This is a genomic window from Natrinema salaciae, assembly GCF_900110865.1.
Lineage (GTDB): Archaea > Halobacteriota > Halobacteria > Halobacteriales > Natrialbaceae > Natrinema > Natrinema salaciae.
Window position 1 is genome coordinate 72,109 of sequence record NZ_FOFD01000005.1, and the last position, 14,863, is coordinate 86,971.

The window sequence follows — 14,863 nt, forward strand, 5'->3', positions numbered from 1 at the left end:
TGTCATCGGTTAGATCGTCTCGAGGATCGTATCCAGAAGCGTCTCGTTCCAGTCCTGGGAGAGCTCCCAGAACATCACGCCACCCATGCCGCGTTCTTTGGCGAACTCGACTTTCGCCTCGATGGCGTGTTCGTCGTCGTAGCTGATGAAGATCCCCTCGTCCTCGTTGACGAGGGACGGCACGTCACCCATGTCGTGACGGCGGCCCTCCCAGTCGGGATCGTCACGCATGTTCTCCTCGATGTCGCCGAAGTCGAACGAGCCGGTCGGGTCCGCGCCGTCCTCGAGGAGGTGGTGCCAGGTTCCCTCGGGAAGTCCCGAGTACCGCGAGCCGAGTTCGGGCGACTGCCACTCGCCGACGGTAAAGCCGCGGCCGTAGAACGGCATCCCGAGCACGAGTTCGTCGTACTCGGCGGGATCAGCGGGCGGATACTGCCACTGGTTGGGCCAGTAGCCCTCCTCGCCGTGATCCCCGGCCCACAGTTTGTCGACGGCGTACTCCACCCAGTACTGTTCGCCGTCGGGGTAGACATCGCGGTCGTTCGTCGGATGCGTGTCAGGGCCGTACAGCGGCGCGTTCAGGCCGATCGTGTCCATCCACTCGCCGGTGAAGTCGTAGGCCATGACGGACACCGAGTCACAGAGCTCGCCGATCCGATCGTGGCGAAGTCCGCCGGCGTTCCAGTCGGAACCGCCATTGGCGACCGACAGGTGATACTGCTGGCCGTCCTCCTCGCCCGCCTGATCGAGGTGGTCGCGCAGTTCCTCGAGCAGCAGGACGTGGTTCTCGTAGTCGGCGTCGTTGCCACACTGGCATTGCCCCTGCTGCGGACCGGGATGCTCCCAGTCGATGTCGACCCCGTCGAAGTTGTACGTCCGCAGCAACTCGACGCAACTCTCCGCGAAGTTCGTCCGCAGATCGGGATCGGCCGCAACGATGTGGAAATTATCCGAGAGCGTCCAGCCCCCAATCGAGAGGTGGAACCGACAGTCGGTCTCGTCTGCCAGGTCGGCGAACTGCTCGAGGTTTTCCTCGTGTGTCTGGCGCGGACTGTCGAGCGCCGTCGCGTCGTTTTCCGGCGGGAAGACGTTCCCGTTCTCGTCGAGGGCGAGAAACGCGTACAGAACGTCGGTCACCTTCTCGAAGGGGACGTCGCTCGGGTAGTAGTCCTGCTCGGCGTTGGCTTTCCAGCCGGGGTAGTAGCCGACGACTTTGAAGTCGTCGGCCGGACCTTCGACCTCGTCCCGGACGGTGAGTTCGAGGCGGGCGGTGTCGGTTTCGCCATCTGCGTCGGTGACGGTCAGTTCGACGGTGTAGTCGCCCGTCTCGTCGTACGTGTGCGTGACGACCTCGCCGGTGGCTTCGGTTCCGTCACCGAACGCCCACGCGTAGGCGTCGATCTCACCCGTCGACTCGCTCCCGTCGAACTCGACGGCCGCGCCGGGTTCGACGCGCGACGCGCTCGCGGCGATGCGTGCGGACAGGGCCGGCGGCTCGGGCTCGGACGATTCGATCTCGTCCCACGGACCCCATTCGCCGCCCTCGCCCGGCTCGTCACCGCGAGTCCACCACTGGGCTTCCCAGACAGAGCCATCGTGGACGACGCGGTCCTCGCTCGTGTAGACGGTGTCCGGGTCCCACTCCGGATACGCCTGGGCCGTCGCCACCGAACTCGCTCCGAGGCCGGCCAGCAGAACGGATATATTCGATGCTGTACGCAGTACGTGTCGTCGTGATCGTTTCATCGGTTGTGTGTGCTCGTGTCGTTCGATCGTCGATACTGTTGCTCGAACGGCTCTCGGTCGTCGCCGTGCGTGGTTCCCCACGACCGCCGTTCAGCCGTTGAGCGTCGTCCAGAGTGTCGTGATGAGATCGCCCTCGTAGGTATCGCCGCCGACGGCCCACAGCATCGTCCCCCCGTAGGGAGACTCCCTGAGCCAGTCCATCTTCGCCTCCACCGACTGCGCCGTCTCGTGGGAGATCATCAGCCGCTCCTCGTCGTTCCAGCTCCAGGCGGCGACCGCGTCCTCGTCGAAGTAGGTCTCCCACCCGGGGCCGTCGAGATCGACCGGGTTGCTCCCTTGGCGACCGTCGGAACCGAGGTCGAACCACTCCCAGACGCCCGCGTAGCTGGTTCCCATGGACGGATCCCAGCTCGGATACGAGCCGTCGCCGCTGGCGTCTTTGCCCTCGCCGTCGTACTCCTGGAAGAGACCGTCGTCCGCTCCGGTACCGAAGTCGCCATTCGGGGGCTGGACGTCCGACCAGCTCCGACCGTAGAACGGCACCGCCATATTGAGCTGGTCGGAGTCCCAGCCCTGGTCCGCCCAGTACTCGAGAGCGTACTGGGCACTCCAGACGTCCGATTCCTCGTACGGGTCGTCTGGATTCTCCAGCAGCGGTGCGTGATGGCCGGTGGTATCGCTCCAGATGCCACGGTAGTCGAAGGTCATCACGAGGACGAAATCGAGGATGTCCGAGAGCTGTTCGTGCTCGAGTCCGTCGTTACCCTCGGTCTTCCCCTCGACGACGTCGGGACTGGCGCTTACGGCGGCGGAGAGTTCGTAGGGCTCGTCCCGATCGGGATCGTTCGCCGCGGCCTCGTCGAGTTGAGTGCGGACTTCCTGACACAGGAGCGTAAAGCGTTCCTGGTCGCCCTCGCGGACGACGTTGTCGACGTCGCAGACGGGGTCGTCCGCGGTACAGCCGCCGCCACCGGGGAACTCCCAGTCGATGTCGATCCCGTCGAGGTTCGCTTTCTCGACGAGATCGACACAGTCACTCGCGAAGCGCTCTCGGTTCTCCTGGGTGAGCGCAGCGTCGGAGAAATACTCCGAGTCACCCCAGCCGCCGATCGAGAGGACGAACTTGGTGTCGTCCCGCTCGGCGGCGTACCCCGCGAACGTCTTGCCGCGATCCGGCCCCTGCCAGTCCTTCTCGGCGTAGAACATCTGTTGCCCGTAGCTGTCACCCACGAGGTTGATCGAGCCGTCTTCTTCGGGTCGAGCGAACGCGTACTGGACGTGTGTTACCTTGTCGAACGGAATGTCGCCCGGGACGTAGTCCCGGTCGTACTGTGCCCACTGACGGTAGTACGCGACGACCCGGTTCTCGTCCGAGGACGGGCGGCCCGCGGTAATCGTGATCGAATGCGTGTCGGTCTCGCCGGCGGCGTTCTCGACCGTCAGCGTAACGTCGTACTGTCCCTCGTCGAACGCACGAGTGACAGTTTCGCCCGACGCGGTCGTGCCGTCGCCGAACGCCCACGCGTACGTCTCGATCTCGCCGTCCGAACCGCTGGCGTCGAACTCGACTTCGTCGCCGGGATTGGGGAACTGCGCGCTGACCGAGAATTGCGCGGTCGGGCCATCTTCGCCGTCCTCGCCGTTGTCGCCGTCGTCCTCCTCGATCTTCTCCCACGGACCCCACTCGTTGGCCCCGGGTTCGTCCCCCCGGGTCCACCACTGGGCTTCCCAGACGGAGCCGTCGTAGACGACCCGATCGCCGCTCGTATAGACGGTCTCGGTATCCCAATCGGGGTATTCTTGTGCCGCTACTGCCGTGCTCGCACCGATGCTCGCCAGTAGCGTAGACAGTTTCGTTGCGTTCTTGAGTACAGTTCGTCGGGTTCGTTTCATTGGTTCTGAGTTTCGGTATGGTCGTCGGACGCTACATCCGATCGTGATCCGCCACGACCCGCGTAACATTCTGTATTCGCCGTACAAAATATTATCTTAACTATATAGATAGTTTTTATTAGTTAATACGTCATATTTCACCACGGTTGATGGGAACGTGGGAGAGTGCAGGCGACCGACGTCGAGTTGCCGAGCGATCGACTGGGAGAGCCGAACGACCGCGACGGTGACCCTCACTGGTCGACCGTCGACGAACGCGCCACACCATCTCGACTGACGACGGCACAGCGGACGAACCGAACGCGAGCGTTCCGTTCGGCTGTCGCGGCCCGTTGGTCACGCGTACCCCGCAGTACCGGCGACGATTACGCCGTCTCGACGTGGCTATCGGCTTCAGGGAGCGTACTCGACTCGATCGGCTCGTCGCTGTGCTTGACGGAGCGACCGGAATCCGCGTCGAAGAGGTGCATCTTCGACGCCGGAACGTACATGTGGAGGAGCCCACCGGGATCAACGCCGACGTGGCCGTCGACGGTAACCGTCACCGTCTCACCACCGACGTCCAGATAGACGTTCGTGACGTCGCCCATCGGTTCGGTGACGGTAACTTCCGTCTCGATCAATCGATTCGGTTCCGGGTGTGTCCCGGGGGAGTCCGTAAGCGACACGTGCTCCGGTCTGATACCGAGAACGAGTTCGGTGCTGTCGAGTTCGTCGGCAAGCGAGTCCGACAGCGGCATCGTAAAGACCGGATGGACGAGCGCGCCGTCCTCGTGATCGACTTCGACCTCGAGGAAATTCATCGGGGGCGAGCCGATGAATCCCGCGACGAACTTGTTCGCCGGCCGGTGATAGCACTCGAGTGGCGTTCCCACCTGCTGCAGTTGGCCGTCGTCGAGGATGACGATCCGGTCGCCCATCGTCATGGCTTCCGTCTGGTCGTGGGTGACGTACACCGTCGTCACCCCCAGCTCGCTCTGGAGTTGTTGGAGCTCCGTCCGCATCTGTGCGCGCAGTTTCGCGTCGAGGTTCGAGAGGGGTTCGTCCATCAGGAAGACCGCCGGGTCGCGGACGATCGCGCGCCCGAGCGCGACCCGCTGTTGCTGGCCGCCGGAGAGCTCGCCGGGTTTGTCGTCGAGGAGGTCGTCGATATCCATCATTTCTGCGGCCGTCTCGACCTGGTCGTCGATCTCGTCGGCCGAAAGATCCGTCGACATCTTCAGCCCGAACGCGACGTTCTCCCTGGCGGTCATGTGCGGATAGAGCGCGTAGTTCTGGAACACCATCGCGATATCCCGGTCTTTGGGCTTGTCGTCCGTGATGACGGAGTCACCGAATCGTATCGAGCCGCTCGTGACGGACTCGAGACCGGCGATACAGCGGAGCGTCGTCGATTTCCCACAGCCGGACGGCCCAACGAAAACGACGAACTCCCCGTCCTCGATCTGGAGATCGAGCGACTCGACGGCACGGATCGGTCCGGTCGGCGTACGATACTCTTTGGTCAGGCTCTCTATCTCAATCCGGCCCATTCGTTACGAATACTGGTGGCGAAGTATATATAACTGTCTGAAATAAATACTTTGAATCCGCCGTGAATGCAATTAACTGGTCGGCACAATAGAATTACATGCGAGCGAAGACAACTGTCGCGCCATGGTGACGACAGACGTGAGCGAGATGGATCTCGCGACCAAGGTCGGACAGCTGTTCGTTATCGGGTTCGATGGGCCGGAACTCACCGACGACCTCCGAACGCTGCTCACCGAGCGACGGTGTGGCAACGTCGTCTACTTCAGCCGGAACGTCGAGACGCCCGAACAGGTCGCAACGCTCACGAAACGACTACGGCGGCTCGTTCTCGAGGAGGGGGCAGGCGTTCCGCCGTTCGTGATGGCCGATCAGGAAGGCGGGGTGGTCTCCCGTCTCGGCTGGGGGACGACCCTGCCCAGTCAGATGTGCATCGGTGCGAGCGCCGATCCCGCTCTCGCACGCACCGCCGGTGAAACCGTCGCCGCCGAACTGGCAGCGCTCGGTATCAATTTCAACCTGGCACCGGTCCTCGACGTCAACAACAATCCGCGGAATCCAGTGATCGGCGTACGCTCGTTCGGCGAGGACCCTGCTCTGGTGAGCGAACTCGGCGTCGAACTGGCACAGGGGATGCAGTCCCAGGGGGTCATCGCCTGCGGAAAGCACTTCCCGGGGCACGGCGATACGAGCACCGACTCCCATCACGAACTGCCCGTCGTCGATCACGACCGCGAGCGACTCGAGGCCGTCGAGTTCGCGCCGTTCCGGCGAGCGATCGAGGCAGGTATCGACGCGGTCATGACGACGCACGTGTCGTTCCCGGCAATCGCGGAAGCGCCGGCCACCCCGGCGACCGTCTCGGCCGCAGTCCAGCGCCGAGTGCTCCGCGACGAACTCGGTTTCGACGGACTCCTCGTGACCGACGGCATGGAGATGCGCGCCATCGCGGACACGATCGGAACAGCGGACGGCTGCGTGCGGGCGCTCGACGCAGGCTGTGATCTCCTGCTCGTCTGCCACACGCCCGAAACACAGGCGGACGCCGTCGACGCGGTGATCGATGCGGTCGAGTCGGGCCGGCTCGACGAGCGGACGATCGACGCGGCCGTCGAACGGATCGTCCGCTACAAACGTCGCCGCGTGAGCGACTCGAGGTCGCCGTCAGCCGCGCGATGGGCGGCGATGGCCGACCGCTCCGTCGAGACCGCACACGCGATCGCCGCTCGGGGGATCACGCTCGTGCGCGACCGGGACGACACGCTCCCGTTCACGACCGATCGGCCGCTCCGGCTGGTCGGGTCGTCGGGCGGCCGAGCGTCGCCGGCGGAAGACGACGAGTTCGAGCCGTCGCTGATCGCCGAGTCGCTCGCCACCGTCGGATTCGACGTCACGTGTCACGAGGTCGCCGACACGCTCGAGGAGCCGTCGTTCGACGACGCACAGGTGATCGCCGCCGTCGATGGCGTGACGGCCGACGAGTCGCAGGCGGCAGCGGTCCGGGCGCTCGACGACCGAGCGACGCGGTTCGCGGCAGTGATCGTTCGAAACCCCTACGATCTGTCGACGGTTCCCGACGTCTCGACTGCAGTGGTGACGTACGATTACACGCCGGCGACACGCGCCGTTCTCGGCGAGGTGCTGGTCGGCGAGACGACGCCGACCGGGCAGCTGCCGGTCACCGTCCCCGGATTCGAAGGCTGACCGGGTTCGACGCCAGTCGACAGCGCGGTGGAGTCAGCTACCAGCGACACCGGCTCGAGTTCTCGACCGGGAAGAGAACGGTGCCCGCCGTGGTCGCCGATCGAAATCGTGGAGAGCGACTACTGTTTCACGCCACCCTCCGTCAGCCCCTTCACGATCGGCTTCTGGAACAACACGAAGATGAGAAGGATCGGCAACGTCGCGACCGTCGACGCGGCCATCATCTCGCCCCAGTGGTTCTGGTCCCGTTCCATGAACTGCTGGATGCCGATCGAAAGCGGCGTCACGTCGCCCCGCGCCATGACCGACGCGAACAACACCTCGTTGAACGCGACCAGGAACACGAACATCCCCGTCGCCGCGATCCCCGGCGCTGCGAGCGGCAGGACGACCCGAAACAGGGCCTGAAACCTGGTACAGCCGTCGACGCGAGCGGCCTCCTCGAGCGACCGGGGGATCGTGTCGAAAAAGCCCCGAAGCATCCAGATTGCGAACGGGACGGCAAACGTGGTGTAGACGAAGATGATCCCCTGGTAGGTGTGGATGAGCTGGATCCCGACGGTGTCGTGAATCGTCCGGAACAGCATGAACATCGGTAACAGGATCAGGATCCCGGGGATCAGCTGGGTCCCGATGAGCGATGCACCGACGTACTGTCGGCCCGGGAATCGGTACCGGGAGAACGCGTACCCGCCGAGACAGGCGATGAAGAGCGCGATACCCGTCGTCGTGCTCGCGATGACGAGGCTGTTCACGAAGTACTCCAACAGATCGACGCGAGACCACATGTCGATGTAGTTCTGGTAGTGAAGCGACGTCTCGGTGAAGCTCGGATCGCCGCCGACGATCTCGAATCGGGTCCGGAAGCTGTTGAACACCATCCAGTAAATGGGGAACAGGGCCCAGATCGTGATCGTCAGCAGGACTCCCTTGGACGCCAGCCCGAACAGTCGGTCCTTGGTCGCCTCGGACGGAGCCCATTCGTCGGGAATCATCGGGTATCCGCCTCCAAATCGCTCCGGATGAAGCGGCGGTAGTAGATCGTCGCAAGCACCATCGAGACGACGAACAGTCCGACGCTCATCGCGGCCCCGCGACCGAACGCGAAGGCTCTGAACGAGAAGTTATAGATGTACACCATCGTCACCTCGACCGACGAGGGCGGACTCCCGCCGAACATCACGTACGGCGTCGTGAAGTCGATCATCGTCCACAACAACATGAGGAGTATTACCACCCCGGAGACGGGCTTGAGTTGTGGCAGCGTGACGTATCGGAACCTGCCCCAGCGGCCGGCACCGTCGATCGACGCGGCCTCGTAGAGCTGTTGGGGGATCGACTGGAGGCCGGCGTAGAGCATGATCATCACCCAGGGAAACTGGATCCAGACGTGTGCGATAGTCATCGACCACAACGCCCGATCGCCGAGCAACCAGAACACCGGTTCGTCGATGATCCCGACGGACATGAGCGCGTGATTGATGATGCCGGAGTCGGAGAGGAACATCATCCGCCAGACGTTCAACGTCACGATCGCCGGTGCGATCCACGGAAGCAACAGCAGCGTTCGAACGAGGAACGACCCCTTGAACTCCCGATTGAGGATCAACGCCGCAGTCAGTCCCAGCACGTAGGTCCCGACGAGGACACCGAGCGACCAGAGGACGGTCCGCGATATCGAGTACCAGTACCGGCTTCCGATGGTAGTCGACGGGTCCATCACGAAGGCGTAGTGTTCGAGGCCGACGAACGGCGCACTCGTCCAGTCGCCGATGTAGTTCGAGTTCACACCCATGAAACTGATCGTGACCCCCCACACGACGGGGACGAAGTGAACGACGAACATCATCGTCAGTGCGGGAAACAGGAGTTTGTACGCGTACTGGTACTTCTCGTCGAGCCGACCGTACCACGGGAGATACCGGCCGAGATCCCCGCTGACCACTCGCTCGCGTAACTGCAAGGAAGCGCGTGCCATGATTTGTGAGTTACGAGATCGATGTTATTTCTTTCGGAAGACCATCCGCGATCAACCCTCTTGTGCCTGATCGACGAGTCGCTGTGCGACTCCGGCGGCCTCGTCGAGGAGCTCCGCGGATCGCCCCTCTTCCCAGTCGCCCGTGACGACCTCCTCGAGCCACTGGCCGATCGTCCCGGCGAGTTCACCTTCGACTTCGCTCAGTCCCGGGATCATCGGATAGTGCCGCGCGTGGGGGAGCACGTCGTCGTGGAGCGTCCGACTGAGTTCGTCGTCGAACTCGGAGCGGTCGAACGCCTCCTCGACGGTCGGCAGGAGACCGATCCGATCGGCGAACGCCGCGTTGACAGCCGGCCGTGAGAGCCACGAGATCCACTCGGCGGCTTCGTCCTGTTTGTCCGACCACGGCCGAATGCCAAGCCCTTCCATGCCGAAGAACGTCGACCGGTCGCCCGTCGGTCCGGCCGGGAGTGGGCCGATCGTGAAGTCGCTCCGATCCGCCTCGCCCTGCTCGACGAACTGATCGACGGGACTCAAGTCTTGCATGATCGCACTGACGTCTTCGTTGATCAACGCCCCGTCGAACTCGTCGACACCCCACTCGGCGATCTGTGTCGGCATGACGTCCTCCTCGAGGATGAGGTCCTTCCAGAAATTCAGCGCCTCGACGCCTTCCGTCGAATCGAACAGGATCTCGTTCGTGTCCTCGTCGGCCACGCGGCCCCCGTTTTGCCAGAGGAACGTGATGAACGCACGCGGTAGCTCCCAGCTCACGCCCATCATCGCGTAGAGGTGTCTGTCGGGGAACTCCTCGCGGAACGCCTGCCCCTGCTCGACCAGTGCGTCCCAGTCGTCGGGTTGACCGTCGATCCCCGCTTGCTCGACGAGCGGGTCGTACTCGAGATAGCCACGCGGCCCCCAGAACCACGGGATACCGTGGATCTGTCCCTGATAATCCATGATGTCGGTAACCTGGTCGAAAAACCCGTCCAGTTCGGGAAGCGTCGCGTCCAGTTCCGACAGATCGACCCAGCCGTCGGCGTTCGCCTGTTGCGGCAGGAACGTCGACGCGATGTGGTCGACGTCCGGCCCGGTGCCGGACTGAATATCGGTCACCTGCGAGTCCGGAACGTCCGCCCACGTCAGAAACTCGTGTTCGACTTCGATACCGGTCTCCGCCTCGAAAGCATCGGACTGCTCCTCGAGCCAGTCAGCCTGTGACTCCTGCCCGATGTAGCGCGCTTGGACCGCATCTCCGGAGCCGTTGGAACCGGTGAATCCGTCCAGACAACCGGCAATACCGATCGTCGTCGTTGCGCCGGCACACTGCAGTAGCTTGCGTCGGGTATGATCTATCATGTCATTCGGCCCGGGACGACTATTCAAACAGATGGCATATATAGCTTTCCATGATAAAAGTGCTGAAGGAGGTAACAATAACACCCGTTTTCGCGACGACGAGACGGGGCTCGAGCCCGTAGAGAACGGCGCACACGCTCCGGCCGCTTCCGATAGATGGGACTTCACCGGACCGAGAGACGGCCGCCCCCATCGTCGTCGCGTGGTCGAGGCGAACCGAGACGAGCGCCGATCGAGGTCGAACGTTTATTGATGACTGTTACGAACAGCCTGTATGAAAATCGTCGACTACGAACTGTTCCGAGTGCCGCCCCGGTGGCTCTTCCTGAAACTCGAGACGGCGGACGGGCTGATCGGGTGGGGTGAACCGATCGTCGAAGGGCGGGCCGAGACCGTCCGAACCGCCGTCGACGAGATTATGGACAGTTACCTCCTCGGGAAGGACCCACGGCACATCGAGGATCACTGGCAAGCGATGTATCGAGGCTGTTTCTATCGCGGCGGACCCGTGCTGATGAGCGCCATCGCGGGAATCGATCAGGCGCTGTGGGATCTCAAGGGTCGAACGTTCGGTGCACCGGTGTACGAACTCCTCGGCGGAAGAACGCGGGAGCGAATCCGCGTCTACCAGTGGATCGGCGGCGACCGCACCGAGGAGGTCGGTGCGGAAGCGGAGCAGTTGTGTGACGTCGGCTACACCGCGTTGAAGATGGATGCGGCGAACCAGATGCGACACCTCGAGCCGCCGGCCGCGGTGGACGAGATCGTTTCCCGCGTCGAACACGTCCGCGAGACCGTCGGGCCGCATATCGACATCGTCGTCGACTTCAGGGGACGAATCTCGAAATCGCTCGCGAAACGTATCGCACCGAAACTCGAGCCGTTCGACATCGCGTTCATCGAGGAGCCGGTCCTTCCCGAAAACCTCGAGTATCTGCCGCCGCTCGCGTCCCGGACCACCGTTCCGCTGGCGACGGGCGAACGGCTCTACTCGCGGTGGGACTTCAAGCCGCTGTTCGAGCGCGGCGGCGTGGACGTCGTGCAACCCGACGTCTCCCACGCCGGCGGGATCTCCGAAATGGTACGAATCGCGAACATGGCGGAGGCGCACGACGTGGCAGTGGCCCCGAACTGTCCGCTCGGACCGATCGCGCTGGCGGCCTCGTTGCAAGTGAGCGCGACCGTGCCGAACCTGCTATTTCAGGACCACGGGTTCGACATCTATCCCGCCCCGAAGAGCGCAGCCGACAACTACCTCGACGACGCCTCCGTCTTCGAGTTCGCGGATGGCTATCTCGACCTCCTCGACGACCCCGGGTTGGGGATCGAGATCGACGAGGAGGCCGTCCGCGAGCAGTCCCAGCGAAACCTGAACTGGCACAACCAGGTGTGGCGTCAGGAGGACGGGAGTATCGCGGAGTGGTGAGCCGATCGGACCGGTTTCGTTTCGCTCTCGGAAACGACTGGCGTCGGACCGGCGGTATCCGAGCCCCGCTGTCGCATCGTTGGGCAGTGCATTACAACCATACGACTGTAATATCGGAGTTTACTAACTTATGGCTGTAATCGGATTTTTCCCGAGTTCGTTTCGGAGAGCGAAACGAGACGGAGAATCGTCACAATCAGGCACGAGTACGAAGATGGAAACGGGGGGCAGCGATCGAAACGGACACTGCCTCAGGCAGCAGCGGGGAAGCCGTCGATCGCGACTCGAGACGCTACCGTCGACTCCGACGGCGAAAACGGTCCGGGAATCGACCGGGTCGTCGCTCACTCGAGGTAGGCGTGGGCGGTCTCGTGGAACGGGACGAATCCTTCGGCGCTGTCGACCCCGGTTCGTTTCCCGAGGACGGTGTTTTCCGCGGCGACTCCGTCCACGAGATTGTCAAACTCCGCGTCGATTCCGCCGTGCGACTGGAGGAACTCGACTTGGGACTCGTGTTGTCTGATCGCGTCCGCCTTGACGTCCTCGTAGCCGGTGATATCGACGTGGACCGACGGATCGAACTCGGCGGTCGGCTTCCCGAAGTAGTAGATGTTTGCCGGATCGCAGGGCTCCGACGGCGTCTCGACGAGGGGCAGCGACGCCATGTAGTAGGCGTCGGTGACGAGTCGCGATGTGACTCGATGATCGGGATGCATGTCGTCCCGATAGTGCGTGAGAACGATGTCCGGCGAAAACGTTCGAATCGTCTCGACGATCGAGAGCCGGTTCTCGAGGGAGTACTCGATGCGCCCGTCCTCGAATCCGAGAAACTCCACCGCGGCCGCGCCGAGTATCTCACCGGACTGGCGCGCTTCCGCCTCGCGGACGGACGCGATCTCGGTGGTCGTCGTCTCGACGGCCCCGTATTCGCCGCGGGTTAGATGGGCGATCGTGACCGTGTCGCCCCGATCGGCGTGTTTTGCGAGCGTTCCACCGCAAAAGATGTCGGCATCGTCCGGATGCGCAACGATGGCTACTAGTTCCATGGACGGATCGACTGACGAATCGGGGAGACATAATAATTTTCCCTCGGACTGGTTCGAGTGAAAGACTGTCTCCCGGCTGCTACCGACGGGAAGCGGGCTCAGCCGAGAGCGCCGAGAGCAGCATGCTACTCGCGCTGAAGAGGATTCCGGGGACGTTTTCTTCGAATCGCTTCCCGGAGAGTTCGTCAGCCCACCCCGAGACGAAGACTGCACCAGTCAGCGATCCGGTCGAGATTCCGTCGGCGACGCTGTTCACACGCGGAAACTGCTCCTGCCGATCGAACGCGACGCCGCGATCGCGGATCCGATCCAACTCGGCGCGGAGTTCGGGTTCGGCCGTGATCGTGTACTCGGTCCGTTCCGGCCGGTGGTCCTCGAGAAGCGCGTCGAGCGCGTCGTCCGACTGCTCGGCGAGAATCGCCTTTCCAGCGGCGCTACAGTGAAGAAGCCGCGTGTTGTACGCCGGAAAGTCCCGGTCGGCGTGTTTCGTGGAGAGATACACGTCGACGACTCGCCCGTTGTGTTCGATAGCCATCCCGGCTACTTCGTTCGTCATCTCGGCGAGTTCGTCGATCGGGGCCGTCGCTGCGCGGTGCAGTTCGGACAGTGACCCAGTCCGGATGCCGTAGTCGAGAAACTGCACCGACGGCAGGTAGTGGCCGTCAGATCGGTCGACGTACCCGAGTTCGTGCAGCGTCGACAGATGCTTGGAAACGGTGCCCTTCGACAGCTCCGTCTGATCGGCAATCGCCGTAACACCGATCGGCTCCGGCGAATCCGCGACGATTTCGAGGATCGTCATCGACCGAACGGTGGCACCGATCGCGGTATCGCTCTGCATACATCATTCGTAGAACACATCACATATAGTCGTTTCCGAGTGAGAAACGGCCGAAATGAACTGACAACCGAACTTATTTATATATGGTGACGTGAATTATCGGACACGATAGATGAGTGAAGAGACCGTGTACGACGAGCTAGGTGTCCCGAGCGTCGTCAACGCCGCCGGGACGAAAACGCGGATCGGCGGCAGCCGTATCCGGCCGGACGCCGTCGAGGCGATGGAACGGGCAGCGACCGAGTTCGTCAGGCTCTCCGATTTACAGGCGAAAGCGAGCGAACTCATCGCTGACGTGACGGGATCGCAGGCCGGCTACGTGACGTGTGGCGCAGACGCCGGACTGCTTCTCGCAGCGGCCGCGGCACTGGCGGGCGACGATCCCGGCGTGATGGATCAGCTCCCGGACACCGACGGCATCCCCGACGAGATCATCATGCCACGGACGCACAGAACCGGCTACGATCACGCGTTCCGTGCGGCCGGGGCGACGATCGTCGACGTCGGGACGAACGATCGAGTCCTCGGCACCGGAGCGACCGCGGTCGAACCCTGGGAGATCGACCGTGCAATCTCCGAGCGGACGGCGGCGATCGGCTACGTCCAGAAGCCGTACACCGAGCCCGCCCTGTCGACGGTAACCGAGATTGCGTCCGAATACGACGTCCCGGTTATCGTCGACGCGGCCGCGGAACTCCCGCCCACGGAGAACTTCTCGCGGTTCATCGAGGACGGTGCGGACCTCGTCGTCTTCAGCGGTGGGAAAGCGATCCGCGGTCCGCAAACGACCGGAATCGTCGCCGGCCGCCGGGATCTCGTCGAATCGATCGCCCTCCAGCATCTCGACATGCACGCCGCCGGCGAGGTCTGGCAACCGCCAGCAGAACTCGTCGACATCGATCGGCTCGACGGCGTCCCGCGACAGGGGATCGGACGGCCGCTGAAAGTCGGAAAGGAGGAACTCGTCGGTCTTCTCGTCGCCCTCGAGTCGTTTCTCGAGGACGACCACGACGTCGCTCGCGGCAGATGGCAGCGTGATGCTGCGCGTATCGCGTCCGCACTCGAATCCATCCGTGGGGTCGACCCAGCCCTCGATGGCGGTGACGACGACTCGGTCGCCCCGCAGGTCGCGGTTCACGTCGATTCCGCCGCCTCGACGTGCTCAGCGACGGAACTCGTTCGGGCGCTTCGAGCAGAATCGCCTCGAGTATTCGTCGGCGCGGACCGCCTCGACGAAGACGTCTTCACGATTAATCCGATGTGTCTCGGGGCGTCCGAACTGGACCACGTCATCGATCGCGTCCGGTCACACCTGACGGCGTCACAGTAACTGTGACAGT

11 protein-coding genes are annotated in these 14,863 nt (G+C 63.2%); 3 read left to right on the forward strand and 8 right to left on the reverse strand.

Annotated elements, in window-relative coordinates:
* Positions 1-9 precede the first annotated feature (9 nt).
* The 3 genes from BMX07_RS17190 to BMX07_RS17200 all read right to left on the reverse strand — a co-directional run bounded on the left by BMX07_RS17190 (position 10) and on the right by BMX07_RS17200 (position 5,171).
* A complete protein-coding gene (locus tag BMX07_RS17190) occupies positions 10-1,746 on the reverse strand; it encodes a glycosyl hydrolase family 18 protein (RefSeq protein ID WP_090620177.1) in 1,737 nt (578 codons plus the stop codon).
* A gap of 90 nt (positions 1,747-1,836) precedes the next feature.
* Positions 1,837-3,639: a glycosyl hydrolase family 18 protein gene (locus BMX07_RS17195; RefSeq protein WP_090620180.1), complete on the reverse strand. Its 1,803-nt coding sequence runs from the start codon at positions 3,637-3,639 to the stop codon at positions 1,837-1,839.
* A 365-nt stretch (positions 3,640-4,004) separates the two neighbouring features.
* Positions 4,005-5,171, reverse strand: a complete 1,167-nt coding sequence (locus BMX07_RS17200; protein WP_090620183.1) for an ABC transporter ATP-binding protein — start codon at positions 5,169-5,171, stop codon at positions 4,005-4,007.
* 124 nt (positions 5,172-5,295) lie between these two features.
* Here BMX07_RS17200 and nagZ point away from each other — a divergent pair, with 124 nt between their 5' ends.
* The gene (nagZ, locus tag BMX07_RS17205; RefSeq protein WP_090620186.1) at positions 5,296-6,873 is read left to right on the forward strand and encodes a beta-N-acetylhexosaminidase; all 1,578 of its coding nucleotides are present in this window, start codon (positions 5,296-5,298) and stop codon (positions 6,871-6,873) included.
* A 119-nt stretch (positions 6,874-6,992) separates the two neighbouring features.
* Here nagZ and BMX07_RS17210 read toward each other — a convergent pair whose 3' ends face one another.
* From BMX07_RS17210 to BMX07_RS17220, 3 genes are read right to left on the reverse strand one after another with little or no spacing between them, the layout of a single operon-like run.
* A complete protein-coding gene (locus BMX07_RS17210; RefSeq protein ID WP_090620189.1) occupies positions 6,993-7,868 on the reverse strand; it encodes a carbohydrate ABC transporter permease in 876 nt (291 codons plus the stop codon).
* Positions 7,865-8,851 (reverse strand): carbohydrate ABC transporter permease, encoded by a 987-nt coding sequence (locus BMX07_RS17215; protein ID WP_090620192.1) that lies wholly within the window; start codon positions 8,849-8,851, stop codon positions 7,865-7,867. The genes BMX07_RS17210 and BMX07_RS17215 overlap by 4 nt, the downstream gene beginning before the upstream one ends.
* A 51-nt stretch (positions 8,852-8,902) precedes the next feature.
* Positions 8,903-10,210, reverse strand: coding sequence for an ABC transporter substrate-binding protein (locus BMX07_RS17220; protein ID WP_090620195.1), 1,308 nt, complete (start codon positions 10,208-10,210; stop codon positions 8,903-8,905).
* 274 nt (positions 10,211-10,484) lie between these two features.
* On the opposite strand from BMX07_RS17220, the gene dgoD reads away from it, so the two are divergent.
* Positions 10,485-11,636 carry a galactonate dehydratase gene (dgoD, locus tag BMX07_RS17225; protein WP_090620198.1) on the forward strand — a complete coding sequence of 384 codons (1,152 nt, stop codon included), beginning with the start codon at positions 10,485-10,487 and terminating at the stop codon, positions 11,634-11,636.
* Positions 11,637-11,980: 344 nt separating this feature from the next.
* On the opposite strand, the gene BMX07_RS17230 is transcribed toward dgoD, so the two are convergent.
* Both BMX07_RS17230 and BMX07_RS17235 read right to left on the reverse strand, forming a co-directional pair.
* Complete coding sequence (locus tag BMX07_RS17230) at positions 11,981-12,682, reverse strand: PIG-L deacetylase family protein (protein ID WP_090620201.1); 702 nt, start codon at positions 12,680-12,682, stop codon at positions 11,981-11,983.
* 79 nt (positions 12,683-12,761) lie between these two features.
* Positions 12,762-13,523 carry an IclR family transcriptional regulator gene (locus BMX07_RS17235; RefSeq protein WP_090620204.1) on the reverse strand — a complete coding sequence of 254 codons (762 nt, stop codon included), beginning with the start codon at positions 13,521-13,523 and terminating at the stop codon, positions 12,762-12,764.
* Positions 13,524-13,635: 112 nt separating this feature from the next.
* On the opposite strand from BMX07_RS17235, the gene BMX07_RS17240 reads away from it, so the two are divergent.
* Complete coding sequence (locus BMX07_RS17240) at positions 13,636-14,853, forward strand: aminotransferase class V-fold PLP-dependent enzyme (RefSeq protein WP_090620207.1); 1,218 nt, start codon at positions 13,636-13,638, stop codon at positions 14,851-14,853.
* Positions 14,854-14,863: the final 10 nt, after the last annotated feature.